The organism is Vibrio rumoiensis (assembly GCF_002218045.2).
In the GTDB taxonomy this organism is placed as follows: Bacteria; Pseudomonadota; Gammaproteobacteria; order Enterobacterales; family Vibrionaceae; genus Vibrio; species Vibrio rumoiensis.
Map to the genome: position 1 here is coordinate 859202 of NZ_AP018686.1, position 26587 is coordinate 885788.

Annotated in this window: 23 protein-coding genes; 8 read left to right on the top strand and 15 right to left on the bottom strand. The window is 42.0% G+C overall.

Annotation, left to right across the window (positions count from 1 at the left end; all coding sequences use genetic code 11):
* From secD to norR, 3 genes are all read right to left on the bottom strand, one after another.
* Nucleotides 1-1869, bottom strand: coding sequence for a protein translocase subunit SecD (gene secD, locus VRUMOI_RS16325; RefSeq protein ID WP_089138492.1), 1869 nt, complete (start codon nt 1867-1869; stop codon nt 1-3).
* Between the two features lie 229 nt (nt 1870-2098).
* Nucleotides 2099-2701, bottom strand: coding sequence for a hypothetical protein (locus VRUMOI_RS16330; protein WP_089138491.1), 603 nt, complete (start codon nt 2699-2701; stop codon nt 2099-2101).
* A gap of 61 nt (nt 2702-2762) precedes the next feature.
* Complete coding sequence (gene norR / locus VRUMOI_RS16335) at nt 2763-4301, bottom strand: nitric oxide reductase transcriptional regulator NorR (protein WP_089138490.1); 1539 nt, start codon at nt 4299-4301, stop codon at nt 2763-2765.
* Nucleotides 4302-4481: 180 nt separating this feature from the next.
* Here norR and VRUMOI_RS16340 point away from each other — a divergent pair, with 180 nt between their 5' ends.
* Nucleotides 4482-5684 (top strand): NnrS family protein, encoded by a 1203-nt coding sequence (locus tag VRUMOI_RS16340; protein WP_089138489.1) that lies wholly within the window; start codon nt 4482-4484, stop codon nt 5682-5684.
* A gap of 270 nt (nt 5685-5954) precedes the next feature.
* The gene (locus VRUMOI_RS16345) at nt 5955-7364 is read left to right on the top strand and encodes an IS4-like element ISPrst1 family transposase (protein ID WP_110410729.1); all 1410 of its coding nucleotides are present in this window, start codon (nt 5955-5957) and stop codon (nt 7362-7364) included.
* Between the two features lie 434 nt (nt 7365-7798).
* Here VRUMOI_RS16345 and helD read toward each other — a convergent pair whose 3' ends face one another.
* A complete protein-coding gene (gene helD / locus VRUMOI_RS16350; RefSeq protein ID WP_089139498.1) occupies nt 7799-9949 on the bottom strand; it encodes a DNA helicase IV in 2151 nt (716 codons plus the stop codon).
* A gap of 267 nt (nt 9950-10216) precedes the next feature.
* Between helD and yccS the strand changes: the two genes are divergently transcribed.
* The 3 genes from yccS to VRUMOI_RS16360 all read left to right on the top strand — a co-directional run bounded on the left by yccS (nt 10217) and on the right by VRUMOI_RS16360 (nt 13258).
* Nucleotides 10217-12424: a YccS family putative transporter gene (yccS, locus tag VRUMOI_RS16355; protein WP_231897530.1), complete on the top strand. Its 2208-nt coding sequence runs from the start codon at nt 10217-10219 to the stop codon at nt 12422-12424.
* Between the two features lie 95 nt (nt 12425-12519).
* On the top strand, nt 12520-12672 hold the full coding sequence (locus VRUMOI_RS19375; protein ID WP_174208824.1) for a hypothetical protein: 153 nt from the start codon (nt 12520-12522) through the stop codon (nt 12670-12672).
* Complete coding sequence (locus VRUMOI_RS16360) at nt 12662-13258, top strand: Fic/DOC family protein (RefSeq protein WP_089139497.1); 597 nt, start codon at nt 12662-12664, stop codon at nt 13256-13258. The genes VRUMOI_RS19375 and VRUMOI_RS16360 overlap by 11 nt, the downstream gene beginning before the upstream one ends.
* 18 nt (nt 13259-13276) lie before the next feature.
* Here the strand turns inward: VRUMOI_RS16360 and VRUMOI_RS16365 are convergent, their stop codons facing one another.
* Both VRUMOI_RS16365 and pxpB read right to left on the bottom strand, forming a co-directional pair.
* The gene (locus VRUMOI_RS16365) at nt 13277-14215 is read right to left on the bottom strand and encodes a 5-oxoprolinase subunit C family protein (protein ID WP_089139496.1); all 939 of its coding nucleotides are present in this window, start codon (nt 14213-14215) and stop codon (nt 13277-13279) included.
* Complete coding sequence (pxpB, locus tag VRUMOI_RS16370) at nt 14212-14934, bottom strand: 5-oxoprolinase subunit PxpB (RefSeq protein WP_089139495.1); 723 nt, start codon at nt 14932-14934, stop codon at nt 14212-14214. Before pxpB ends, VRUMOI_RS16365 begins: the two co-directional genes overlap by 4 nt.
* A 109-nt stretch (nt 14935-15043) precedes the next feature.
* On the opposite strand from pxpB, the gene VRUMOI_RS16375 reads away from it, so the two are divergent.
* Entirely contained in the window at nt 15044-15697 is a 654-nt protein-coding gene (locus VRUMOI_RS16375) for a DsbA family oxidoreductase (protein ID WP_089139494.1), read from the top strand.
* A 168-nt stretch (nt 15698-15865) separates the two neighbouring features.
* Here the strand turns inward: VRUMOI_RS16375 and VRUMOI_RS16380 are convergent, their stop codons facing one another.
* Together VRUMOI_RS16380 and VRUMOI_RS16385 are read right to left on the bottom strand one after the other, a co-directional pair.
* Nucleotides 15866-17593, bottom strand: coding sequence for a GMC family oxidoreductase (locus VRUMOI_RS16380; RefSeq protein ID WP_197712963.1), 1728 nt, complete (start codon nt 17591-17593; stop codon nt 15866-15868).
* A 63-nt stretch (nt 17594-17656) separates the two neighbouring features.
* Nucleotides 17657-19105 (bottom strand): coniferyl aldehyde dehydrogenase, encoded by a 1449-nt coding sequence (locus tag VRUMOI_RS16385; RefSeq protein WP_089139493.1) that lies wholly within the window; start codon nt 19103-19105, stop codon nt 17657-17659.
* Between the two features lie 185 nt (nt 19106-19290).
* Here VRUMOI_RS16385 and VRUMOI_RS16390 point away from each other — a divergent pair, with 185 nt between their 5' ends.
* Complete coding sequence (locus VRUMOI_RS16390) at nt 19291-20298, top strand: AraC family transcriptional regulator (protein ID WP_089139492.1); 1008 nt, start codon at nt 19291-19293, stop codon at nt 20296-20298.
* Between the two features lie 8 nt (nt 20299-20306).
* Here the strand turns inward: VRUMOI_RS16390 and VRUMOI_RS16395 are convergent, their stop codons facing one another.
* Nucleotides 20307-20708, bottom strand: a complete 402-nt coding sequence (locus VRUMOI_RS16395) for an AAA family ATPase (protein WP_269459986.1) — start codon at nt 20706-20708, stop codon at nt 20307-20309.
* Nucleotides 20709-20712: 4 nt separating this feature from the next.
* Nucleotides 20713-21327, bottom strand: coding sequence for a sugar O-acetyltransferase (locus VRUMOI_RS16400; protein WP_089139490.1), 615 nt, complete (start codon nt 21325-21327; stop codon nt 20713-20715).
* Between the two features lie 47 nt (nt 21328-21374).
* Between VRUMOI_RS16400 and VRUMOI_RS16405 the strand changes: the two genes are divergently transcribed.
* A complete protein-coding gene (locus VRUMOI_RS16405) occupies nt 21375-22232 on the top strand; it encodes an NAD-dependent epimerase/dehydratase family protein (RefSeq protein ID WP_089139489.1) in 858 nt (285 codons plus the stop codon).
* Here the strand turns inward: VRUMOI_RS16405 and VRUMOI_RS16410 are convergent, their stop codons facing one another.
* The 5 genes from VRUMOI_RS16410 to VRUMOI_RS16430 form a co-directional block, all read right to left on the bottom strand.
* A complete protein-coding gene (locus VRUMOI_RS16410; protein ID WP_089139488.1) occupies nt 22233-23438 on the bottom strand; it encodes an HPP family protein in 1206 nt (401 codons plus the stop codon).
* Between the two features lie 93 nt (nt 23439-23531).
* A complete protein-coding gene (locus tag VRUMOI_RS16415; protein WP_089139487.1) occupies nt 23532-24062 on the bottom strand; it encodes a GNAT family N-acetyltransferase in 531 nt (176 codons plus the stop codon).
* Nucleotides 24063-24279: 217 nt separating this feature from the next.
* Nucleotides 24280-25224, bottom strand: a complete 945-nt coding sequence (locus VRUMOI_RS16420; protein ID WP_089139486.1) for a hypothetical protein — start codon at nt 25222-25224, stop codon at nt 24280-24282.
* A 121-nt stretch (nt 25225-25345) separates the two neighbouring features.
* The gene (locus tag VRUMOI_RS16425) at nt 25346-25828 is read right to left on the bottom strand and encodes a YehS family protein (protein WP_089139485.1); all 483 of its coding nucleotides are present in this window, start codon (nt 25826-25828) and stop codon (nt 25346-25348) included.
* 171 nt (nt 25829-25999) lie between these two features.
* Complete coding sequence (locus tag VRUMOI_RS16430; protein ID WP_089139484.1) at nt 26000-26410, bottom strand: DUF7282 domain-containing protein; 411 nt, start codon at nt 26408-26410, stop codon at nt 26000-26002.
* Between the last annotated feature and the right edge of the window lie 177 nt (nt 26411-26587).

The window sequence follows — 26587 nt, forward strand, 5'->3', positions numbered from 1 at the left end:
TTAAATACTCACATTACGGCGGGTGTCTTTACCCCAAAACCAATTGATCATTGCGCGAGAAGCAAAAATCCCAGTAAACATGCTGGTCAGAAGCCCGAGCCCAAGTGTTAAAGCAAAGCCTTGTATTGGCCCATTACCAATGCAATACAACACGATAGCAGTGATCATGGTGGTAAAGTTCGCATCGAAAATTGTGCTGGTTGCACTGCTAAATCCATCATTTATCGACTTAGCTAAACTATTCCCATCTTTTAATTTATCTCGGATCCGCTCAAAAATAAGCACGTTAGTATCGACCGCCATACCAACGGTAAGCACTAACCCTGCAATGCCGGGTAAGGTCAATACCGCCCCCGGAATTAAAGCCAGCAAGCCAAATAACATCACCATGTTGGCTAATAATGCGACGTTTGCAATCCAACCTAATCGACGATACCAAACCGCCATAAACAACAATGTCATGCCTAAACCTAATGCTAAGGCAGAAAAGCCGTTGGTAATATTTTCCGCCCCTAGTGTTGGTCCTATCGTGCGCTCTTCCACTATGGTCACTGGCGCCGTTAATGAACCCGCTCTGAGTAATAGCGCTAAACTTTGGGCATCTTGCATTGAGCCCGCCCCTGTAATGCGGAACTTAGAGCCAAGAGCAGATTGAATGGTCGCGACACTAATAATCTTATTAGTTTGTTCGACTTCCCCCTTTTCATTACGTGAATATTCGCTATACGCGGTTGCCATTGGCTTACCAATATGACGACCAGAGAAATCGGCCATCATTTTTCCCCCTTGCCCGTCCAAACTAATGTTCACTTCTGGCATGCCCATTTCGCCGAAATTAGCTCGCGCATCAACAATATGTTCACCCGTTAATACCGGCGATGATTTCACCCGAACCAACTGACCATTTTGATCCGGCAAGGTTTTTCCGCCCTCTGATGGGGTATTCAGTACTTCATAAAACGCCAAGCTGGCCGTTGCACCTATTACGTTTTTCGCTTGCGCGGGATCTTGCACCCCAGGGAGTTCAATACGAATGCGTTGATCACCTTGCCTCTGTACCGACGCTTCTGTGATGCCTAATTCTTCAATTCGGCTACGCATAATCTGCAAATTTTGCTGAACGGTTAAATTACGTAACGCGACACTTTCGGTTTCCAAGCGAGTTAAAGTAAGCCGATTATCCTTATTGATCACTTTCCAATTCGGATATTGCCCATGAATAAAATCACGTAGCGGCTCTATTTGTCTTGCACTGGCAAGTGTCACCGTCAATCCATCCTGTGAAATATCACTGAATTTGGCTCGACGTAATTGGTTATCCATCAAGAAATGGCTGATCCCTTGCTGCATTTCATCAATTTGATTTTGGTAGACTGAATCCATATCCACATCGAGTAGAAATTGCACCCCGCCACGCAGATCCAATCCGAGTGAAATCGGTTTAAAACCAAGGCTAGTTAACCATTGAGGCGCATTAGGTACCGACGCTAAAGCCACTTGAATACCCTTACCTTTCCCTTGTTGACCAACCATCTCAAGCAACGCTTTTTTGGCCTGTGCCATTTGCTCTGAGTCCGACAATATGACCCACGTGGTGGTTTTATCTTGCTTGATTTCTTTTAATTCAATCCCTTGTTTAGTCAGGGCTTGTTGTAGTTTCAATGGTTCTAATTGAGCATATTTTCCCTGATTAGTTTCACTGACTAAATCACTGCCCTGATTAATTTGCAGCGCAGGAGATTCACCAAACCAAGAAGGTAAGGCACTTAATAACATAATAGAAATAGTGACAATCAGTACCGCATACTGCCAATAAGAGTATTGGTTTAAGGTGCGCCGAGCAGAAGCGCGAGATTTATGTGCATTCATTTTATTTACCTAATTAGATCATCAACACACGATTTGAGACATCGGGCGTTAATGACTCAGCGGCAAGTTCTACTCCTTCTACGCCGTATAAAGACTCAGAATGATGAAATAGAACCGTCGCAAAGTAGCCGAATTATCATGCGATTGCGTAACAAGTATTCGCAAAAAAATAGCGCAATAATAACGGCCGAAACGGATGTTAGAGGATTAAAAAATCACTCAACCTAGGTTAGGCAAATAAATGGGCGTATTGCTGAGGTATATACTGTAGGTTGCTGTCTTTCCAAGCAGAAAGACGCAATGATTGGGAGTTGATGTGCATCATCCACTGATGCTGAGGAGTAAAGCGTTCAACATAATGTCGAGCACTTGAAGCAAATGACACTTCTGAAAATTCAAAGACCTTCACATAATCAGGGGCCAGTTCATCGCTGTTAAAGTTTCCATGGGAAAATCTCAGAGAGAAACCATTAACATAAATAGGATGGCTTAAATCACTCGAAGAAGTAACATCGAGAGAATGAGATAAAGTAACACTAGGTAGGTTATGCGAATTCGATACCGACAAAGGTGGAACCTTAGATGTCGGCGACTCACCTTGAGCTAAAGAAATAGGAGCAAGAGAACTCACTTCAAAAGAGCCATCATCTGTAGATAAATTAACCGATTGTAAATGAGAGGTGTGCATTGCCTTGGCAGGAGCCATTCCCACCAAGCTGATGCCAACGAAGCAAATACACAATAATAGAAACCGAATGACGCTCACATTTAGCTCTTCAGAAGTTAATTCCCCAACAGAATGGGGCTTCATTGATAAAATATCAATACACATATCAAATTTTCACTGAATTTATATTGATCATTCGGTTCCCTATTCTGATTCATACTGAGCTCTATAAGCCTAACTTCTTACCCAGTTTATATAGATTCCCTCGATCCACCTGTAAGAATTGCGCCGCTTTCGCCCACACGCCATCATTTTTCTTCAAGGCATGCTCAATCAGTTGCTTTTGGTATGCTTCCACGGCTTGTCTTAAGGCGATCGGTTCATTAGGCATAGCCAAGCTAGATTGTGAGGAATGTTGACGTTTGGGAATATCAACAAACTCACTGGTAAAGTGCTGAGGTTTAATTAATTCAGCTTTATCTTGAACGGCGTGAAGACCCGCGCGCATCAAGGAATGCTCAAGTTCACGAACATTACCAAGCCAGGGTTGTTTTTCCAATATTGCCAATGCTCTAGGGTGAAGGTGCAGAGTCTTAATTTGGAATTGACTACGAATACGGTCGAGAATATGGCCAACCAACACAGCAATATCGCCCTCTCTTTCACGTAATGGTGGTACATGAATTGGGAAAACATTTAAGCGATGGAAAAGATCGGAGCGAAATCGCTGTTCTTCCACTTCTTTATCGAGATCTCGATTGGTAGCCGCAATGATTCGAACATCAATAATACTGTTATGATCGGCCCCCACTCGCTGCACTTCACCTTGTTGGATCACTCGTAGCAGCTTAGCTTGCAGCAATAGTGGCAGCTCTCCAATTTCATCTAAAAAGATAGTGCCTCCATCGGCCAACTCAAACTTACCTGCGCGGTGAGAGTTAGCGCCAGTAAACGCGCCTTTGACGTGACCAAACAACTCACTTTCCGCGATAGATTCCGGCAAAGCAGCACAGTTAACATACACCATAGGTTTATCACAGCGGCTACTTTGCGCATGCACTTCATGGGCCACGAGTTCTTTACCTGTACCGGTTTCACCACTGATTAATACGGCATAGTTAGATTGCGCGACCATCTTAATGCTATTACGTAGCTGAACAATTTGTGGGCTGACCCCAACCAACTTACCGCCTTTATCACGAGCTTCATCGATAAGCAGCTGGTTGATTGAACGCTGTTGATGATTGGCTTTTTCAAGTGCTTCAAACAAGCTGATGTTACGCACAATGCCCGCCGCGAGCGCAGCAAAGGTGGCAATCGTGTCATCAGTGACTTTTTTAAAGGCGCCCGACGCCAATGCGTCAATAGTCAGGACGCCAACCAGCGCTTCTCCTACATATAAGCTACATCCCATACAAGAATGCACATCAATGCTGGCTTCATCATCTTCACTGAGTAACCCATCAAACGGATCCGGCAAGCTTGAGCTTTCAGGAAATCGAACCGGTAAACGACTTTGCATGATCATCTCAAGCCGAGGATGCTCCTGCGGTGAGAATTTTCGCCCCAATACCGCCATCGATAAACCATTAATCGCCACTGGCACTAAATTTTGTGCATCATCTAAAATAAACAAAGCACTCGCATCACACGGTAGAACCTGCTGCAACCCATCAAGTAGCTTTTGATAATGTCGATAAGTGGGCTGATGGGCATTCAGATTAACCGCAATATTGAGCAAAACCTGTTCGATTGATTGAGACATGTTAACTCTCTTAACAAATGGAATTGTGTCGATTATAGCAATGATGTGAAATTAACAACATCATTTTTATCTAAAAACAACCATAACTAAATAAAATCAATAACTTAAATATGGCATGAAAAATGCTTAGTCATAGTGGTAAATCAATTTTCCATACGCACTTTTTAGAGATCACTATTGATGATGAATATCACCGACAAAAGTAAAGAAGAGAAAATTCTCCCTATGTTACGTTTAGGGTTTAGGCCCTTCTTTTTATTAGGCAGTTTATATGCCGCCATTGCCATTGCCGTTTGGGTCTACGCCTTTCAACATGGCCAACCAAACACACTACAAGTCCCTGCATTATGGTGGCATGTACATGAGATGATCTTTGGTTTTGCCATGGCGATTGTGGCGGGTTTTCTATTAACCGCCGTTCAAAACTGGACAGGCATCAATGGCACCAAAGATAAGCGCCTCGGGTTTGTATTATTGCTTTGGTTATTACCTAGGTTGTTGTTTTGGGCTCCGGTTCCTCTATGGTTAACCTCTTCAATTGAAGCGTTATTTTTAGTCGTCGTTGCCTACGAGATCTCGATTAGAGTGATCAAAGCAAAAGGCTACCGCAACCTGATATTCCTTCCTTTCTTTGTGTTGGCCATTGTGGCGAACTTTGCCAGCTACGCCACCATCAAAGGCATGCCTCCTTTTCCAAGCATTGCGGTTTGGCAAGCGATGATCTGGTGGTTCGTTTTGCTGATTTCGATCATGGGTGGACGGGTGATCCCCTTCTTTACGGCTCGTAAGATGCAATTTGAAAAACCACCAACCCTCATTTGGTTAGATGCGTTTGCCAATACTCCGTTAGTCATGCTGTTTGTTTTAAGTTTTTTCCCTATCACATTTAGCACTATTGGGCCTTATCTCATGCTTATCGCGGCCTTATTTCAGGCTATTCGCTTTCTACGCTGGAAACCTTGGACGACTTATAAAGAGCCCCTAGTTTGGTCGCTACACGCTTCGTATGCTTGTATTCCAGTCGGCTTACTTTTTAAAGCATTGGCCTCATTTAACCTACTACCGAACGGACAATTCTTTGCCCACAACATGATCCATGTATTTGCCATTGGTGCGATTGGTGGTGTCATTCTTGCGATGATCGCCCGAGTGACCATGGGTCATACAGGACGTGCGATTTATGAAGGGCCGAGTATGTGGCATGCCTTTTTAGCGGTTGTAATCGCAGCGGTTATTCGTGGCTTTGGGGTGGCAATATGGCCTGAACACTTGTTCACATTGGTGAATATTTCAGCCGCGCTGTGGATCTACGCTTTTGCTCTTTTTGTGTTTAAATTTGGCAAAATGTTACTTACCCCAAGAGCGGATGGGCACCCTGGTTAATCTGGATCTCTATCTAGAACCCTACCTAACTTTCAATTTCTAAATCAAGCGTCAGAGCAATTCTGGCGCTATTTTGCCAACTGGAGTAACCACACTGACTTCATTGATGGCGACCGGCGTATTGAGTTTAACTTGGCTTGGGGCATAAATAAGTCACTCACATCAACCCTCCCCAGCCCCTGTCTCTTATACACAAATCATTATTTCTGGAACTTTAACGACATTCATAGATCAGATCTTCCATTGATGAGTCTGAATTAAGGAATAAACATGATTGTCAAAGCTGCTGAGTGGGCACAGAATAATTTTGGTAATGCTGAGCTAGGTGATAAAAGACGGACAAAACGACTCGTTACTTTAGTTACTGACTTAGTCAGTAACATTGGTATGTCGGTAGTAAAATCATCACAAACATCGGACAAAATTGAGGCTGCTTATCGCTTTATTCGAAATGAAAAAATTAAGGCTCAAGATATTGAAACGTCAGCATTTAACACTACAGCAGAGCTCGTTAACAATTATGATTTATTGCTTGCTTTAGAAGATACAACATCCCTTAATTTCAGTTATAAATCCGTCAACCCTGAACTTGGCCCTTTAGGGAATAGTACAAAAGCTAGGGGGATGATGGCTCATTCTGTATTGTTATTTGCACCAAATGAACAAAATGTTGTGGGCCTTATCGAACAACAGCGTTGGTGCCGAAGCCTCTCCTCTCATGGTAGAGGAAGTAAACATTTAGAATATAAATATGAAGATAAAGAAAGCTTTAAATGGCAAAGAGCTTCAACTCATGTTGCCAAGAGACTTAAATCGAATATGAGTAAAGTTATATCTGTCTGCGATCGTGAAGCAGATATTTATGAATATCTTCGATATAAAACTCAAAATAACCATCGTTTTGTTGTTCGTTCGATGCAAAGTCGGAGACTCACAGAGGAAAACAATAAACTCTATTCTTTTTCAGAAAATTTAGTCAGTGTTGCTCAAAGAACAATTTGCATATCTCAAAGAGGCGCAACAAAAACCTCAGCAGCTAGGAAAAAGAGATTAGTAAACTGCGATATCAAATACTCACCTGTTACATTAAAAGTTCCGGGGAATAAGCGCGGTAATCTTGAAGATATAAGTCTTTATTATGTTGGCTGCCATGAGAACTCAACTGGCTCTAAAGAGCCATTGAGATGGCATTTATTGACTTCTGAAAAAATCAATAATGCTGATGACGCAAAGCGAATCATAGAGTTCTATGAGAAAAGGTGGCTAATTGAGGACTACCATAAAGCTTGGAAGTCTGGGGGGACAAAAGTCGAATCATTACGCATGCAGACAAAAAATAGCCTTGAAAAAATGACTGTCATATTGTCATTTATTGCTATTAGGATTCAGCAGCTTAGGTATGTAGGGTTAAATAAAGATAAAGCTAAAAATACCAGTTGTGAAACACTATTGACGCCTTTGGAGTGGAAGTTACTTTGGATAAAAGTTGAAGGTGTACAACCTCCTAAATTAACGCCCAATATTCATTGGGCTTACATTAGCCTAGGTAAATTAGCAGGTTGGAACAATAGTAAACTAACAGGGAGAATAAGTTGGATCACCCTATGGGAAGGATGGTTTAAGTTGCAGACTTTGGTTGAAGGATATCGAATAACCCAAGACTTCATTTTTGATTTGTGATCAAGAGACAGCCCCAGCCCTCCCTTGGCTGTAAATCTTGATACCATGTATTTTTCATTGATAAAGGGAGGGAGTGATTTGTGATCGCTTGTTGTTTAGTGTTATCTGCGTAAAGAGAAACATTCCAATATTCAGCGCGAGATTAGTAGATTCCAGCTCTCGATTAGGCTCGGCTAGAATGACGGTTTCAAAAAACACTCACCGCGGGCTGATTGAGATAAAAATGAAAGTAACGGCGACAACGATCAGCTCTTCCCCTTGATATATGAAGCCACTTGGCAGCAAAAGTTGATATAAGGGGAAGCGGGGATGGGGTTGATTACGCCAAACGCCTTTGAGGCATAAACATTTAAAAATAGACAACTGACCAAACAAAGAAAGCCGATAAATTGACATTTATCGGCTTTCCTTTTTATTCAACTTAGCAGTGTGTTTTAGCGCTTTTTCACCACCACCGGATAACGGTTTGCTCTTAACTCTTTGATAAACGTCGATGGATTGGCGTTATGTAAAACCCAAACCTTCTCTTTCGCTCGGGTCATCGCCACATAGAACAAGCGACGTTCTTCAGCATTCGGGAACACATCACCGGTAGATAACAACGCATCATGCAAATGCTGCTGACGTTCAACCGCTGGGAACTGCCCTTCATCAACCGACACAATCACCACATAATCGGCTTCTTGCCCTTTGCTGGCGTGACAGGTTTTAAATTCAATATCTAAATGTAGGTTGAGTTTTTGTAGTGTCTTTAAATCGCTCGGCTCATGGTAATGATTACGGCCTAGCACCAACACTTTCTTGCGAGATTTCACTTGGCTGTTTAAGTCACTTAAAAGAGCTTCGAGCGTATGCATAGGCGCAATCGTCACCGCTTTTTGTTTTTGCTGCTTATGGCTATTTAAGGTTTTTTCTAATTGATAAGGGTTGGCTTGAATAAAGCGATTTGCCACTTCACCAATTTGGTTATTAAAACGATAAGTGGTGTCTAGGTAATGAATCTGCGCATTAGGGAAACGCTTTTTAAAACCAGTGGTTAAGTTCACATCCGCCCCTGCGAAACGATAAATCGCCTGCCAATCATCGCCAACCGCAAATAATGAACACGGTTGTTGCGTGGTCGTTTCACCTAGAGATATTTTATGCTTGGTGTTATGGCAGAGGTTATCTAAAAGCGCTAAGCGATTTGGTGAGATATCTTGATATTCATCCACCATAATAAAGCGCCATTGCGGTTTAAACTTACCATTGCCTGCATACTGAGTCGCTTTAGAGATCATGCTGTTAAAATCGATTTGATTTTCATCTTTCAGCATTTTTTGCCACGCTTGGTAGCACGGCCATGCCAACATTAACTCACTATTCAATTGCGGGTAATTTTCTAATTCAATTAACTGCTCTTGTAGTTGTTTCTTTGGTAATTGCAAAACTGAAAGCTGATCGACTTGCTGTTCTAACCACGCCAATAATTTTGGATTTTCAACATGAGAACCTAACTCAACATCCCCTTTCAAAAAGGCAATTGGCCATTCGGCTAAGTGTTTCTGCCAACGCTTAAAATTGGTTTCTGTCATCCAGTGTGTTTTTAGCCACTGGGAAAACCAAGCGGTCTTTTGGGTTGGCGTCGTGACGAGTGGAGAAATTTCAACCTGATGGCCTTCAACCGATTTAATAATATCTAAACCTAATTGATGGAAGGTCTGCACTTTTATCTGAGCACCTTGATCGCCAAACTTTTCTTTGATGCGTTGTTGCATCTCTTTTGCTGCATCACGGCCAAAAGCCACTAATAGCATCTCTTCAGGCTGAGCTTGCCCACTCTGAAGTAGATAACCTACTTTCGCCATCAACACACTGGTTTTACCCGACCCGGCTCCTGCCAAAATCAAGGTGTGATCATCATTTAATAGCACCGCTCGTTGTTGAGAAGCATTCAGTGGTGAGCGTTCACATTCTTGAAAGAATGACTTCCACTCTATTTCTTGATTGGAAAGCCAAGTTTGGTTGCGTTGCTCTAATGAGGCTTTAGGGTGTGTGAGCCAGCGTTTCAAACCACTCATTAAAGACGGTTTACTGTGTTGGAACTGACCATCGTCTTCCCATTCGTTATAACTTGGGAAAATATGTATCACTTCCGGTAGTGACATGTCTTTTTTGGCAAGATCATCTGAAATCCCTTTCATCCAGAACTCAAGCGATGAATGTGTTAAATAACCGGGTTGATTCACTAGCTCTTTTAGCTGTTGAAGCCAGCTTGGTAATAACTCCGCCAGAGATTCATTTTGGTTTAATTGCCAACGGCGGTATTCTCCTACGACACTTTGAGCAAAATGTTGACAATCAACCCAAGGTAGGCCTTGAGCCAGCCATTGAATGTGTTCATCTTCCTCTTCTTCATGAGCATGAAAATATAAATTGCCCCAAATTAAACCACGCTCTACCGTTACCTCTCCATTCCAGGCGCCAAATGGGATCTGAAGCTCATCGGTTGGAGAAGATAAAATAATGCACTGATCTTTCACTTCAACTTGTTGGTATTCATCTTGAATGAAAAATTGAGCAAAACGGCTAGCGCTTAATTGCATGAGTTTTCCTTATGCGATCAGTAAAATTTTGAATAAAAATATATCCCGATATTCTAACGGGTTTTAATGTGAAAGGAAGAGGGCTGAGGTCATCGCTTTTTCAAACTTACAATAAAACGAATAAAAATCCATCAGGCTGGCTCAAAACTTGCTTATAATCAAACAGAGAGAAGTTTTTTTGCTGTTATTACAAGAGAGTATAGTTTGAGTAAGTAAAGGCCTCTATACTGACAAGACTCTCTTTCTTCAGGAATATTATTGCGCTTTATGACGAATTCGATGCAACAACTCCGACACTATTGGTCTGATAAAACGGTTAACTACTGTATTCGAATTCTTATCGCTCTATTAGGTGTGGTCTTACCTTGTTGGTATTACGGATACACTACCGAAATTACCTCGTTGATCTTAGGCATTATTGCCGCTGCCCTAGCAGAAACCGATGATAACTTTATGGGCCGCATTCGGGCGCTTATATTAACTTTTATTTGCTTTGCGATTGCCTCCTTTTCAATCGAGATCCTATTTCCCTATCCACCACTGTTCGCCATAGGCCTGTTCACTAGCACCTTTGGTTTTATTATGCTTGGTGCCATTGGCCCACGCTACGCCAGTATTGCCTTTGGTTCTTTATTAATCGCTATTTATACCATGTTGGGGTATCACCTATACGACAACATTCTCTACCAACCCGCTCTGTTATTAGCGGGTGCAGCTTGGTATTACCTACTTTCAATGTTGTGGCAAATATTCTGGCCAATGCAGCCAGTTCAACAAGGGTTAGCGAATGTATTCGAAGAATTGGCCAACTACCTAGAAGCCAAAAGCTCATTATTTCATCCGATATCGGGTCTAACGCCACAGCCTTACCGTATTTTAGAAAGTAAGTTGAACTCGACTACAGTTAATGCATTAAATCAAGCGAAAAGCACGTTACTCTCACGTTCTAAGCGTGGGCATGTGGATGGCCCAAGTGACCGTTATTTACAGTTGTATTTTTTAGCACAAGATATCCATGAACGTATCAGTTCAACTCATTACCGTTACCAAGATTTAGCCGAACACTTTTCGCGTAGTGATGTACTTTTTCGCTTCAAACATTTAATGCTGACACAGGCTAACGCCTGCCGAGATATCTCTGAGGCACTAGAAAGTGGAAAACAATATAAATACGATGGCGACTCCATTTTGGCACTCGATGAGCTGCAAGCCTCAATGCAATACCTTAAAGATCAAAATAAACCCGAATGGCGATACCCATTAAGCCAACTGTTCTACCTATTTAATAATATGGTGACGGTAGAAAAGCAGCTATCAAACGTCAGTAACCCTGATGCGTCTAAATTCACGCCAGAAAACACCAGCGACGAAGCGAACGATTACTCATTGCATGACACGACGGCTCATACACCAAAAGTGATGTGGCAACGCATTCGTAATAATTTACATCGTGATTCAATGCTGTTCCGCCATGCACTACGTATGTCGATTGTATTAACCGTGGGTTACGGGGTGATCCAAGGACTTGGATTAGAGCGTGGCTACTGGATCATGTTAACCAGTCTCTTTGTCTGCCAACCAAACTTCAGTGCGACTCGCCAGAAACTGACCGCACGGGTTATCGGCACGATTGTCGGCTTACTCGTGGGCGTACCGCTGTTAACCTTATTCCCTTCACAAGAAAGCCAACTGGTCTTTTTGGTTATCTCTGGAACGCTATTCTTCGCTTTTAGAATGAATAATTACGGCTCCGCGACTGCCTTTATTACTCTCTTGGTCTTGTTTTGCTTTAATCAGCTCGGTGAAGGCTACGCGGTCATCCTACCCCGCCTTGCTGATACTTTAATTGGCTGTGGTTTGGCGGTATTTGCGGTGCGCTATATCCTGCCTGATTGGGAAGCGAAAAAATTGCACAGGGTGATGTCGGAAGCAATACAAGCCAATAAAAATTATCTTGGTCAGATCATCGCTCAGTATCGTGTTGGTAAACGTGATGATGTGAATTATCGTCTAGCCCGACGCACCGCCCACACGATGGACTCGACCTTAAGTACGACCATCAGCAATATGCTGGCCGAACCGGATAAATACAAAAAAGCCATTGATGAAAGTTTCCGTTTCCTGACGCTTAACCACGCAATGCTCAGTTATATCTCGGCACTAGGCGCGCACCGCAAACGTATTGATGATAAAGAAACCCACCGACTCATTTTAGAAGCGCATAAAGGGATTCACGAAAGCTTAGAGCAACTTGAACAACAGCTTTATTATCAAAATGGCGATATCAACTTAGATACATTCAATAGTGAACTCGATAAGAAACTCAGTGAATGGCGTGAAGGCGATGAAGAAGCCGTACGTTTGATCTTACAACAGCTGCACTTAATCTATCGTATGCTGCCGGAGATGTATTCACTGGCAAATAAGTTTTCGGTGAGGCTACCTACGACGGTGGCGAGTGTTGGTGAGGGATGATTTAGCAAACCATTTAACACCCACAAAACAGCACCATGACACTTTTGATTTAGTCATGTACAATTTAGTTATAATTCATTAAAAGGAGTATAGGTATGTCACAAGCATCGAATTCTACAAAGCGTAAAACAAAATTTGCTCCGAACTTTGAAAATTTTAAAACTAGTCTAAGCTACGAAGGGTTATCTTTTAAAGAAAAATCAAAAGCTCCATCGATTGCAGAACTTAAACAAAAGTATGCGAGATAAATACGGTACCGAACACGATAAATATTGTTATAACGACTCTGATGTTTTAATAAATCGTTTAAATATTCGTGATCTCGATAGGTTGGCAGAAGCTGAAACTGCTTTCACTATGCAACGATATCTTGCATATCAAAGTAATGTCGTTGAATTACAGCAACTCAATTTTAGCCACCTCAAATTTCTACATAGTTACTTATTCCAAGATCTCTTTGACTGGGCTGGTCAAGTTCGCGAAATAGATATATCAAAAGGAAGTACTCGATTTTGTACAGTTTCACGAATTGAACCTGAAGCAAAAAAATTATTCGATACCATCCCACATCTAACTAATGTAAGCCCTCCAGATTTAGTCCCTGAACTAGCCAACTTATTTTGTGAATTAAACCTACTTCATCCATTTAGAGAAGGTAACGGTCGTACTTTGCGTTTTTTCTTCGAAGAGCTAACGTTTATTCTAGGTTACGACATTGAGTGGCCGAAAATCTCACAGCAAGAATGGGTGGATGCAAACATTGCAGGAGTAGCACTAGATCTAAATCCATTAATTGCTATCTTTAATTCTGCTCTTCGTGATAGCAATAACTAATCTATATTGCCGAAAACACTACTCACTAAAAAACCTCAACATTTCTCGATAATGTCGCTCTGCTTTATCGCGCTCAATTAATTGAAACTGAACTCTCGAAGCCGGAGGGCATTGGGCGAGCTTGTTGATACTCATCCGAGTCAAGCAACCGATTTTAGGGTAACCGCCGATGGTTTGATGATCAGCCATTAGTACAATGGGTTGACCATCGGCAGGAATTTGAATCGCACCTAACGCTATGCCTTCAGAAATTAAACTGTCACCATCATAGTCAATCTTGTCACCTGATAATCGGTAACCCATGCGATCGCTGTGTGGGCTGACGGTATATACGCCGTTAAAAAGCCGCTGACGAGCAACTTTAGAAAACTGCTCATATTGGTAACTAGGAATCATATCGAGTATGCAAGAATTCGTGGTTACGGTTACTTCTGGGTATTGCGGAATGTACTCAATTGGCACTTGGCGCAGTAGAGTATGCTCGGTTGCGTGGTAAGCAATGTCATCTCCTTTGGTTAACGGTTCACCTCGACGATGTAATCCCCCCATTTCATCACGCATGACCGTAGAACAACTTGCTAATACTTGGCTTACTTTAAAACCATCTTGAATAGCTAGATATGCGCGCATGCCTTGTCGTGCTGTTTTACATTTTAATATCGATCCGGCTTTAACATGATAGCTGGCCCAAGGCTGGATCAGCTCACCATCAAGCTCAGCACGCATATCCGCACCGGTAAGCGCGATTTGTGTCGGTTGGCTAAACTCGCATTGAAACAAACCTAAAGTAATCTCTATTTGCGCGGCATTCACATCATTATTGAGTAGATGATTCGCCCAACGAAAAGCATGTTCATCCATTGGCCCACCGACTGCTGCACCTATTCCTTGAAAGCCCATCCGTCCAGTATCTTGCAATAAGCTTAATGGGCCCGCATTAAGTACTTTTAATGTCATGATTTCGCCCTCTTATTCGTATCAAGCAGCCCAACGGTATCAAGCTCTCCGCCCATATCGATAAACTGCTGACGTGAGATAGCTTTAAAACAAACTTGTGCGCCAATATGGAAAAATGACAAGTTATCTCGTTCAAAATCCACCAGCGAGATTGGGGTGCGGCCAATAATATGCCAACCACCGGGTGATGTTTTGGGATAGACGGCCGTTTGCTGCCCTGCGATTGCCACACTACCTTTGGGTACTCGTGCCCGTGGAGTGCTTTTTCTCGGTATTTGCAAGCGACGATCTAGATTGCCTAAATAAGCAAAGCCCGGTGCAAACCCAATCGCATAAACACGGTAATTTGCCTGACTATGTATTTCTGTAACGTCTGACCATGACAAACCACTATGGGCACAAACTTCAGCCGCATCTAACGCCACTTCTTCGCCATAATAAACCGGTAATTCGATGTCTAAATGCGGTAACGACATGGAGGCAGAAAGAGGCTGATTAAGTAACGCTTCGACTTGCTGCTGAAAGTCATTCATGTTCGTTTGTAAGATATCGACGGTAATGAGAATTGAATGATAGGAGGGAATCGCATCCAGAATAACATTACCCAGCGAGCTTTGCAGAACATAGAGAGCTTGAGTCACTTTCTCTGACGTTTCAGTATCGATGGTGTTCGTAAAATACACCATGATGGTATTCTCACTGATTATTTGTGTTTTCATGCCATTCCTTGCCTTTTATTCGCCACCCGACGAGATCACTTACAACTTGACTGTAGCATTGGATCTTTCATAATGAATCGAATTTTAAAATTTCCGACAAGGTAGTGGTATGTCTAATTCGAAACTCAAAATTGATATTATTTCCGACGTGGTCTGTCCATGGTGCGTCATTGGGGTTAAACACCTTAAAGATGCCGTAGTTAAAAACAACTGGCAAGATCGTATCGATATTGAATGGTATCCGTTTGAGCTAAATCCAGATATGCCGCCAGAAGGCGAAAATTTACGTGAACATATTGCAAGAAAATATGGCGCATCAGCCGAAGAAAGTGAACAAAACCGCCAACGTTTAATCGAGTTTGGAAAATCTGTCGGCTTCGAGTTTAACTTTACTGATGAAACCCGAATCTACAATACTCGCCAATGCCATATTCTATTAGATTACGCCCACTCAGTAGGCTTACAAACTCAGTTGAAAATCGCCCTTTTTACCGCTTATTTTACTGATGGCAAAAACATTTCAGATACGGATGTATTACTGGATATCGGTGAAAAAGTTGGCTTAGAAGTCGATGAAATGATCGCCTACCTGCATGATACTGCCGAGCACGATAAAATTGATGTTATTGAAGACCAATGGCATGAAATGGAAATTTCTGGTGTACCAACCATGATATTTAATGGTGAACAAGGACTCACAGGGGCACAAAGCGTAGAAAGTTACGAAGAAATGCTAAAGCAGTACTTATCTGACGAGAAATAAACCTCATACAAATTAGCTCCAACTAATCTATTCCATGGGGATGTTATAACCTCTACAAGGTGTTTAATAACCCACCATGCTTTCATAGATATATAAAAACGCCCTTACTGGTCACTCGCTCTCGTCGAGGCCAATAAGGGCGTTTTTATTAGATTAATGTTAATTCAGCTACGCTTGTTGTTGCATCATCGCGATCAAATCCCCCGAACCTTTTAGCTTGGAGACTTGACCTACCAATGGTTCAGAGAAATGAATCGGTTTAATTTTATCTGCGCGTTCTTGGTTAAATACTGGCACACGACTCATCGCATATTCAGATAGAGCTGTAATGGTTAACGACGGATTCACCCCTAAGTTGCCAGGAATAATAGAACCATCAATCACTCTCAGGTTTTTATAACCAAAAACTTCACCGCCTTCATTAACAACGCCATTTTCAGCACTGGAACCAATGGCAACACCACTCATAATATGGGCCGTCATTGGCGCCCCGGTTAATATCTCAGCTAATGCAGATCCCGGCTCGCCACCCAGTTTTTCTGAATAGATCTTCGTTGCTTTCTCTGCTGCTGGAAATGATACTTTGAGAGGTGTATCCCCTTCATTTTGCACAAAAGTGATGCCTTTTTTAAAGCCTCGATACCATTTTCTTCGCCATTCAAAATGAACAAACGCTTCTGATTTTTGCATCACTAATAACAAAATTGAGTTCACAGCCTTCCCTTTCGGTCTCAACACTTTGAAAGTTTTAACCGGGTGCAATAGGGTGTTTTTCAGCATTTTTGCTATTCGAGTAATCCCTTGCCCCGTAACCATAGGGACATATGGTAGATACAGCCACGTACCATCTGAGCCTTCACGGAAGCGGGTGATTTCAACGTTCGTCGTCTGATCCACTGAGATAAATGAACTGATACTCACGCCCTCACTCACCTTGGCATTCATGTTATTTGCTGTCGTTAATGTTTCTGAGTTAGTTCGAACTTCTTGACCTAAATTTTTCGAGATATTCGGTAGCGTTTTAAGCTGATCTCTCATGCGAAGCAATAGAGGAATCGTCCCCATCACGCCCGCTGACACAACAACACCGCGCGTGCGAATCGTGTATTCTCGCTTACCGCTATCGTTGCTTTCTTTGACAGTGATTAAATATCCATCACTGCCATCTTTGCTGCCTAATGGTTCAATTTTGGTCACGGTCGATTCTGGGCGAATTTCCGCCCCGTTACGTTCAGCAAAATACAGATAGTTTTTCATTAAAGTATTTTTAGCATTATAACGACACCCTATAATGCAACTGCCACATAACTTACAGGTTGAGCGCTCTGGGCCATCACCATTAAAGTAAGGATCTTTAAATGATTGCCCAAACTTGCCGTCCGATTGAGGAAAGAAAACGCCGGTATCAACGGTTTTGAAACTATCGCCGTACCCCATCTCCTCTGCCACTTCCTTTAACGTATCATCCGCAATATTAGTGTATTCATTATGCGTCGTTCCCAACATACGCTGAGCCAATGAGTAGTAAGGCGCCAATGTGTCTTTCCAATCAGAACGTGTTTTACTCCAAGCGGGAGATGAAAACACTTCATCTTCAGGAATAAGATGAACATTGGCATACACTTGGGAGCCCCCACCCACACCAATGCCATGAATAATGGCCGCTTTATTGGTGTAACTAAACTTCGTCACGCCCTTCCAACCGATTTGAGGCATCCACATATAATTCTTTTTATCTAAATTGGTTTTCGCAAAATCTTTATCATTGCGGCGCTTCCCCATTTCTAAAATAAGGACACGGTGACCTTTTTCAGTTAAGCGTAATGCGCTGACTGAGCCACCGAAGCCTGAACCAATAATGACTTGGTCAAAATCAAAGTTATCATGTTCCATCATATTGCCTCATCCTTTTGTTTCTTATTGTTTTTATTATTAGTTTTGTTTCAGGTATTGGTTTTTCTATTTAATCTTCATCATTAAATTCATCACTTTTATCGCGAATTTCCCATAAGGTGGCGCCATAAATTTCATGCTGGAAAAACTGGCTTGGTAGAAAACAGGACGTAATTTTGAAAAGGTCAAAAATCCTTCATAACCGTGATAATGACCCATTCCGCTGCCCCCAATTCCACCGAATGGCAAATCGTGTTGAGCAACATGGAATAACGCATCGTTCACCGACACCCCACCCGACAGAACCGATTGAATATAACGATCCACCAATACTTTATCGTTGCTAAATGGATAAAAGGCTAATGGACGATCACGCTGAATAATGTAGTCAATGACTTCTTCCGGCTGTTGATAGGTTTTCACCATTAAAATGGGGCCAAACGTCTCCCTTTGCGAAATAATCATGTCGTCAGTGGTATCGAGGATAAAGGTCACTGGAAATTTACGAGTAACGGGATCCGCAGGTTGATGGCTTAAATTAACAACGGTTGCCCCTTTATTTTTGGCATCTTCAACCGTATCGATTAGGCGCTGGAAGGCCGTGTTATCAATAATCGAGGTGTAATCTTTATGCTGAATATCAGGACAATGTTTGGCAACCCATTGCTCAGAAGTTTTAATGAATTCTTCACGTTGTGATTGGTGAACAAACGTATAATCGACATTGGTGCAAATCTGGCCTGCGTTGAATTGTTTTACGAACATAATTCGCTCAACGGCTTTCTTCATTGGGTAATTTGGATCTATCACCGCGGGCGATTTTCCTCCTAGTTCTAATGTCACAGGAGTTAAGTTTTCCGCACAAGCAGCCATCACTTTGCGACCTGTTGCCCCAGATCCCGTAAACATTAAATGATCAAAAGGCAGCTTCGAAAATTCAATGCCGACCGTGCCCGTTTCAATGAAAAACTGTAGCTTTTCTGGTTTAAAGTATTTGGGCGTCAACTCTTGTAATAGCTTGGTTAAATAAATCGAGTTTTCCGACATTTTCACCATGGCGCGGTTACCGGCAGCAAACGCAGCAGATAAACCCGAAAAGCTAAGATTAATTGGAAAGTTCCAAGGAACAATAAAACCCACGACCCCAACCGCTTGCGGAATAACTCTATTTTTCGCGCCCAAATACACCGTATGATCGACTTTGCGTTTTTGAACTTTCATCCACTTTTTGAGGTGTTTGATCGTCGATGAAATATCATCCGCAACCGTAATCACTTCCGCAAATAACGTTTCATGATGAGAGCGATTTCCGTAGTCTTTATTGATTGCCTCAGAAATCGCTTCTCGATTATCCATTAAAAGACTTTTTAAGCGTTGTAAGTGAGCTTTACGTTCTTGATAGCTTTCCTGCCCATGTTGATTAAACGCTTGCTTCTGAAGACTTAACGCTTCTTGCAACATGACACGGTTCTCGGTTGGGCTTTCATCTAAAAACGGTTCTTCGGTGTGGTTCATATTACGTTACCCCAATGCTGGTTTAGCTCGACGACATTGCTTTAAATTCGTCAGTATGTGATTCAGTCTATATTAAGATTTCATGAAGAATTTGACTTTTTAAGACACAAGCTTGACTATTTGAGACACAAAAGGCCAATAAGTAGAATTTGATCACATTGATTTAACATCAAAGGGGGAAAGACATGACTTGTTTTATTCGAGCCGCTTGTTTAGAAGGCTATGAAGAGATTGTGAGAAGTTATGGCGAGAACCCAACATTACTACTAAAAAAGGCTGGTGTGATCCAAAGCCAATTAAGAGATCCAGATACGTTTATTTACTATGAACATTTTTTACAAGCATTAGAGCTTGCGAAAATTGAATGTAATAACGATGTGTTTGGCTTAGAGCTAGGATTAAAACAAAGCGTCCACAATTTGGGGATGATGAAAAACTATATGTATCGACAAGGCTCGATACTACAAGCACTAGGCTCTTTAAATAAATATATTCACCTCTACGCAGAGGGGTTCTCCTTAACGATCACTCCAACCGGAAATCACTATAAAGTTGAGTTTAATCACCTTCATCAAGAATACTTTACCGCTCAAAAAGCGCAGTTTACGTTAGCCGCTTGTTTTAACATTTTCACAGAGCTACTCGGCTACCAAACGGCAGTACATAAAATGAGTTTTAAGCAGCCTATTCCTCACCAAGATACACGTTATTTTGAAGAGCGATTTGGTTGTTCGATGATGTTTAATGCAGAACAAGATGCCATTTACTTACCGAAAACGTTGGTGATGCAAAAGCCCGCAGTACCTAACGATGAAAAAAATCTAACATTTTCAAATGAAAAACTCAGTCAATCAAAGCCTAGTGTTAACGCAACGGAATTTATCTATCAAACGATCAAATCATTACTGGCAACAGGTGAATGTAATAAGAATAATATTGCGCTTTGCATGGGAATCCACCCTAAGAAATTACAGCGCTTATTAACCGAAAAGAACACCAGCTATCGAGAAATCATCGAGCAAGTCAGGCAAGAAGAAGCCATTAAGCTGTTGCAGCAACCGCAGTTATCTCTGACGATGATCGCTTTAAAACTTGGCTATAGTGAACTGGCGGTGTTTAGTCGTAATTTCAAAGCTTGGTTTCAGCAAACCCCTAGTCAATGGCGTGATAAAAACGTAATGGCAGTGGCTTAGAGCGTACCTTACGGTTGCCACTTCGCTTTCATCTTAGCAATGGTGCTCGGCTCTATATCGTGGATGCTACCGTAATCATTACGGCACACTTGCACCTGCAATTCAACTTGGCAGCGTTTGGCGATCGCTTTATAGGCTTTCATTTCCCAATGTTGAACAAAGGTATTCGAGACAATCACCGAGTGACCTTGTTGTAAATAGTGTTCGGTTTTCTGTTGGCACCATTGATGAGCTTGTTCTAATTTCATTGGATTAAAACGATACTGCCCATCGGCTTCAATAAAATACATATCGGTTTCTAAATGTATTGAACCTTGCTGCTGCGATAATTGCTTAGCTAATGTCGATTTCCCCGAGCCCGGTAAACCTCGAATAAGCATTAAGGTTTGAGTGTTCTTTGATTCTGACAATAGATTAATCCCAACCTTCAAGTTGATACTTTTCGATTAACGCATCAACATCTTCTTGTGTCGGCATTGTGCCATGATCGATGGTTTTAATCACTCGGCATGGGTTACCGACCGCAATCACGTTATCAGGAATATCTTTGGTGACCACACTGCCGGCGCCAATCACGCTGTTATGACCAATCGTCACGCCACCTAAAACAATCACCCCCGCACCTAGCCAAACACAATCGCCAATGGTGATTGGATCGCCGCAAGCAAACGGCTCAATACGCTCACGTAAAATGATGGGATGACTTGCCGCGCAAAGCTGCACGTTCGGCGCTATCAACACATAATCACCAATCGTGACGGGCGCAATATCGAGAACCGTTAAGCCATAATTAATAAAGCCGCCTTTGCCTATGGTAAAGTTTTGTCCCATATCACATAAAAATGGCGGCTCAATATGAGTACCTTGGTAGTTATTCAAAATCTTACCAAGTAATTCTTTTCTCAGTGCCGACTCTCTTGGGCGAGAATGATTAAAATCATAAAGCCATTCTTTACATTGCATTTGTTGCTCAATCAATTCACTATCAATTAAGGTTTTGACTGAAAAATCATTTAAGGTTTTGGACATACAGGCCTCTTGTAAATAATCAACCTCAACTTGGATGAAAATACTATATGGATCAACAACAAATCACCATTTGCGGCTGCGGCTGGCTTGGATTAGAACTTGCCAAATCTTTAGTGAAACAAAACTACACCGTTTATGGCACCAAGCAATCAACGATCGACGCACAAGCGTTAGCGACCTTTGGTATTCAAGGTATTCCTTTAACTTTACCCATCGATTTCGAGCCATTAGACACTGAACAACAACGTACACTGCAGCGTGCTTTCGCGGCCGATTTGCTAGTGATTAATGTGCCGCCGGGTCGTTACCCAAATAGTGCCGAAGATTTCAAACAAAAAATACAGAGTCTATCGCATCTTGCAAAACAAGCAGGTTGTAAAAAGGTGTTATTTATCAGCACGACAGGGGTTTATGCCGATTGTCAGGGTGAAATCACAGAAAGCACCCCTACCGCTCCCAATAACGAATCTGGGCATGCTCATGTGTGGTTGGAGAATTGGTTAAGAGAGGAATGGCAAGATAACTTAGTTGTTTTGCGTTTATCAGGTTTAATCGGGCCAGATCGTCATCCAGCTAAACATATTGTCAAACGCTATCAATCGACTGAAGAGCCTTTGGAAAATGGCTTAACGCCGGTTAACCTGATCCACCAGCATGATATTATCACCGCAATTTCTCACATGCTGACCCAATGGCCTGAGCAAAAAATATTGCACTTATCTGCGCACACACACCCAACTCGTGCCGAATATTACCAAACCATGGCCAAACACTTAGGTTTAACCATTCCTCAGTTTGTCGAAAACGGCGAGCACAATAAATGGATTAATGCGCAAGCCAGTTGCCAAGCATTAAACCTTACTTTGAAATATGATGATTTAATGAAGTTTAAGCCCTATCAATAACTAAGCCTTTTGATTCACTGAATACAACGCGCCAATAAGATCAGATTGGGTAATGATGCCGCACAGCTTTTGTTCGGCATCCAAGACGGGAATATGATGCAAGCCAATATCCGAAAGTAATGGTACTAACGCCACAATATGATCGGTATCTTTCACCGCGATCACATCCGTCACCATCAAATCTTTTACCTTATTATTCACTTCTTTCCGATGCTTACGTTTTACCAACATACGATTCAAGTGTTTCAATAACCCTGCGTAGCTTGGTACAGACAAGTTCTTCAAAAAGTCGACACTAGAGATCACACCAAGTAATTCACGTTCTTCATTGACTACCGGCAGCATGCTGATTTTATGTTTATGCAGGATCTTCCACGCCATTCCAAGCGGCATATCGGCAGACGCCGTGATCACATCGGAAGACATAATATCGCGGCTTAAAATCTCGCCACTGCGACGTTGATAAGCCAGTTTCTGTGCTTGCTGATAAATCGATTCTAATTCTTCTTGGCTGACCGCTAATACACTGTCAAAACTGTTAATCGCTTGCATTAAATCTTCCGATTGCAAGCCTAAGCGCTTCAACGGAGTTTGGTTTTGGTGCAAATGCACAGGATCATAATTCGGCTGAGGTGGTAGCCAACGCCTTTTCATGATCAGACGATTCAATACCTGACTGGCAATAAAAAACACCACGATATTGATCATAATCGGGTAAAGGAACTGTAAATGAAGATCGCTATGTTGAACCGCAAGTACCGGTACTAAGGCGGTGGCCGCTGCGGGTGGGTGCATACATTCTAAAATGTACATCACCATCAGCACACAAGCCGTTGTGGTCGCGGCCAACAAGGCTAAATCTGAAATGAAAAACGTCAAAGCAAAGCCTATCACCGCCGATATGGAGTGTCCCACCAAAAACGGCCAAGGTTTGGCTAATGGGCTACTTGGCAGAGCAAATAAAATAACCGATGACGCCCCCATTGAGCCAAGCAACACCAACATGGCATCTTGGTCTTGAATATGTTGGCTCACTAACACCACAATAAAAATGGCAAGAAAAGCCGTCAATGCGACTTTGATCCTTTCGGTTAGAGGAATGGTTGAAATTGCCTGGCTACTCGTATGATTAATACCAAGCTGAAGCAACAAACGAGAAAAGGCCTTTTGAATGTGCGATGAAAATTGCTGAACGAGAGACTGCATTGAGAATGTATCAATTTATGAATGAGGCCCTATCATAAACAATTGAGTAACATATCAGCAACAAGGATATACAAAAAACATCCACTCTAGCCCCTATAAACGGGTTTTTGCATAAATCAAAGTATGATCTAATTCCCTAGATGGCAAACGCCGCGCATACCGCAATGTCCCTTCTAACTGATAACCACACCGCTCAGCCACAGCTTGGCTTTTCGTATTAGTGCCTGCCGTTCTAATCTCCACTCGCTGTGCTTTTAAATCCTGAAATGCGTATGTTTCCAAAGCTTGAACGGCTTCCGTTATATAGCCCAACCCAACACAAGAACGACGTAGCCAATAACCAATTTCAAAATAAGGCACCTCTTTATCTCGAATGAGCAGCCCTATCATGCCGACCAATTTACCTGATTGTTTATCCAACAAGGAATAACGTAATTCATTTTCAAAATTATCGAAATTCACCATAGCTTGTTGAGTTGCTTCTATCGATTGTTGTTCGGTTAACGCAAAAGGCACCCAATCAAGAAACTGACTTAATTCAGCCTGACTTTCTATGATAGCCTCTAGCATCGCCGGTTGATTCGCTAAACATGGTGGAGCGAGGTATAAACGGTCGGTTTCCATACCAATGTCATCCTTCGTTTTGATGTAGATTGATATCATCTTCGTTTGATTTAATGCCGGATAATTGCGAGCTTCCTAAGCATAAATAAAATACCGTTCAGGAAGATAATGCAGATTTTTGAATAAACGGACCATATCAAACGCTAATCAGTTTATAAAGACAATATGACAAAACTACGCCTGCTAACGGGCTTTTCGGCTTCCTTTAAAACCGTACCTACCCAACAAACCATTCCGCGTTGGGGTCATTATCAAGTACCCATTGCGGGTTTTGTCTTGCTTCAAAATACAACTGCAAACCGTAGTAATTAAGGTAGCATTGCGGGCCGCCAAGGTGAGCAAAAGCATCAAAAAAAGCATCTTCTTGTTGGCATAATACCGGTAATGTCGTGATCTCGTTTTTAAGTGCCCATTGAATCGATTCGGTCGTCGCAATTCCATCACCGACCAGTACTTCTTCAATTCGAGAATAATCACCGGCAAAACGGGCTTGCCTATCGATCTCTTGTTGGTCTTCAAGTTGTTGGCGAACTTCATCGAGTATTTTGTCACGTTGATAGCCAATAATCGCTTTGTTGAGCTTAGCGATTTTCACCGCATAATCGATCTTTTCCGGCCCAAGTAAATCAACTAAGCTTGGCAATAACTCTTTATCCAAACGCAATGATTTGATCAGGTGATCGATGCAGGTATTGAGCGACATATAACGCACACCATCAAACTCAAAGCCGTAAGTTTCATCCTCACCTTCTACTGGAATGCTATCAATCGCGACCTTCCAGCCTTGATAAGAAAGTCGATCTCGAGCGATTTCATACATTTTCCAAGCACTTTCGCCAAAGCCGCCCAATAAAGCACCTGAAAATTCAGATTCTTGCAGTTCTTGTTCGGTCCAATTTTGGCCAATGGCAAGGTGATCAGAATACTTATCCATCAGAGAACGCTTCACATAATCTCGAACCGCCCAAATGGAAGATACATCACTGGCGACTCGAACTGCCGCGCATTCATCACACGCCGGAATGCTCATTGGAGCGTGTGCTAAGAAGTGAATATTTTTAGGATTTCTGGGTAAATCAAAAGCCTTTGCAGCTGGCTCGCCACAAAACCAACAGGTATGTCTGAAATTGAATGGAATATCGATGTAAGTATATTGAGACATGGGAAACCTTACTGGCTATTGATCAACTGAAACGCTAAAAGAAAAAAATAGCGCTCTAAAAACGTCAAAGGACTGAGATTATCAGCCCTTTGCTTAATATCCAAGAGAAGTGATTTAGCGATTAATCTTCAAATTCCGTCGTATGTTCAGGGCGCAATTGACGCTGCACACCAAATAAGAAATTACGTAAGATTTGATCTTTACACTCTCGGTAGTGCTTGTTTTCTGGCTTGCGGAAAAAAGCACTGAGTTCGTGCTTACTCAAATTGAAATCGACTAATTTCAGTGTCTCTAAAATATCTTCTGCTTTCATATTAAGTGCAATACGCAGCTTCATGAAAATCATGTTATTCGTCAAACGGCTTTCAGGTTGAGGCTGCTCACCTTCGCGTTTACCACGTTTGGTATTAATGAGGCCATTAAGAAAAATCGCTAACTCTTTATCGGTGCACTTTACAAAATCCGCGTCTTCTTCTTTTTTTAACCAAGCGCTTATTTGTGAACGTGATACTTCATGATCAGCTGCTGCATAAATGGCAATCATCTCAGCATCTTTAAAATCGAAGGCGTAACGGATACGGCGTAAAATGTCGTTATTAGTCAAAATAGTTCCTAAAGTGATACTAGATAAATATACCCTACCTCATTGATTTTGCTGTTTGAGGGCAAATAAGAAGGGTATAACAAAGGGCTGCACACTTGGCAGCCCTTAAAGAATATCAGCACATTTTAGCAGAGTTACAGATGGTCACCTATCTATATTCTCTGCCGTGGCCTATTTGGCGGTTACCGTCACCATGACTAATTTACCATCAACACGAATAGGCCCATCTTCTTTCGCTCCCAGTGTGTATTCAAACACGCCAGTTTTCATGCCGCCAGCTTCACCGTGAAGCATTAACATTAACATATCTCCTGACTTTACATCCTCAGTTAAAATCGCAGTGACATCATGGTTCTCACCACTTTTCACTGGAGAATAACCAACAACAGGTCCTGGCTTCATTGCTTTATCGGTTCGATGAACCACTAACCAACCATTGGCATCCGCATGAATTTTTTTCGCTGTCACAGTGCCACCTGAAACATCTTGATCATCGCCCCAAACTTTATTATCCGCGAAGGCTAATGGGGTAACGCCAAGAAGAACCGATGCTAATCCGATACTTTGTATCAACTTTTTCATATTTAATTCCTTGTTTCTAACAAAAGTAAAGAAACGACGGCGGACTGTTTCTCAGTAATCAACAATTAATACGTACCGCACAAGAAATAGTTCACTTTTTATACCAATAGAAAAGGCTCGTTATTCTGCCAAATAACGAGCCTTCTTCGAAAACTTATGAATGAGCGGACTAATACG

Bases quoted from the DNA above. Each gene is read 5' to 3' on its own strand.
- VRUMOI_RS16360 (WP_089139497.1), top strand. From the start codon at position 12,662: ATGCGAGATAAATACGGTACCGAACACGATAAATATTGTTATAACGAC.
- VRUMOI_RS16400 (WP_089139490.1), bottom strand. From the start codon at position 21,327: ATGTCCAAAACCTTAAATGATTTTTCAGTCAAAACCTTAATTGATAGT.
- VRUMOI_RS16380 (WP_197712963.1), bottom strand. From the start codon at position 17,593: ATGATGGAACATGATAACTTTGATTTTGACCAAGTCATTATTGGTTCA.
- VRUMOI_RS16430 (WP_089139484.1), bottom strand. From the start codon at position 26,410: ATGAAAAAGTTGATACAAAGTATCGGATTAGCATCGGTTCTTCTTGGC.
- VRUMOI_RS16385 (WP_089139493.1), bottom strand. From the start codon at position 19,105: ATGAACCACACCGAAGAACCGTTTTTAGATGAAAGCCCAACCGAGAAC.
- VRUMOI_RS16415 (WP_089139487.1), bottom strand. From the start codon at position 24,062: ATGGAAACCGACCGTTTATACCTCGCTCCACCATGTTTAGCGAATCAA.
- VRUMOI_RS16420 (WP_089139486.1), bottom strand. From the start codon at position 25,224: ATGTCTCAATATACTTACATCGATATTCCATTCAATTTCAGACATACC.
- yccS (WP_231897530.1), top strand. From the start codon at position 10,217: ATGACGAATTCGATGCAACAACTCCGACACTATTGGTCTGATAAAACG.
- VRUMOI_RS16390 (WP_089139492.1), top strand. From the start codon at position 19,291: ATGACTTGTTTTATTCGAGCCGCTTGTTTAGAAGGCTATGAAGAGATT.
- VRUMOI_RS16345 (WP_110410729.1), top strand. From the start codon at position 5,955: ATGATTGTCAAAGCTGCTGAGTGGGCACAGAATAATTTTGGTAATGCT.
- VRUMOI_RS16405 (WP_089139489.1), top strand. From the start codon at position 21,375: ATGGATCAACAACAAATCACCATTTGCGGCTGCGGCTGGCTTGGATTA.
- VRUMOI_RS16365 (WP_089139496.1), bottom strand. From the start codon at position 14,215: ATGACATTAAAAGTACTTAATGCGGGCCCATTAAGCTTATTGCAAGAT.
- pxpB (WP_089139495.1), bottom strand. From the start codon at position 14,934: ATGAAAACACAAATAATCAGTGAGAATACCATCATGGTGTATTTTACG.
- VRUMOI_RS16330 (WP_089138491.1), bottom strand. From the start codon at position 2,701: ATGTGTATTGATATTTTATCAATGAAGCCCCATTCTGTTGGGGAATTA.
- VRUMOI_RS19375 (WP_174208824.1), top strand. From the start codon at position 12,520: ATGTCACAAGCATCGAATTCTACAAAGCGTAAAACAAAATTTGCTCCG.
- VRUMOI_RS16410 (WP_089139488.1), bottom strand. From the start codon at position 23,438: ATGCAGTCTCTCGTTCAGCAATTTTCATCGCACATTCAAAAGGCCTTT.
- VRUMOI_RS16340 (WP_089138489.1), top strand. From the start codon at position 4,482: ATGATGAATATCACCGACAAAAGTAAAGAAGAGAAAATTCTCCCTATG.
- norR (WP_089138490.1), bottom strand. From the start codon at position 4,301: ATGTCTCAATCAATCGAACAGGTTTTGCTCAATATTGCGGTTAATCTG.
- helD (WP_089139498.1), bottom strand. From the start codon at position 9,949: ATGCAATTAAGCGCTAGCCGTTTTGCTCAATTTTTCATTCAAGATGAA.
- secD (WP_089138492.1), bottom strand. From the start codon at position 1,869: ATGAATGCACATAAATCTCGCGCTTCTGCTCGGCGCACCTTAAACCAA.
- VRUMOI_RS16375 (WP_089139494.1), top strand. From the start codon at position 15,044: ATGTCTAATTCGAAACTCAAAATTGATATTATTTCCGACGTGGTCTGT.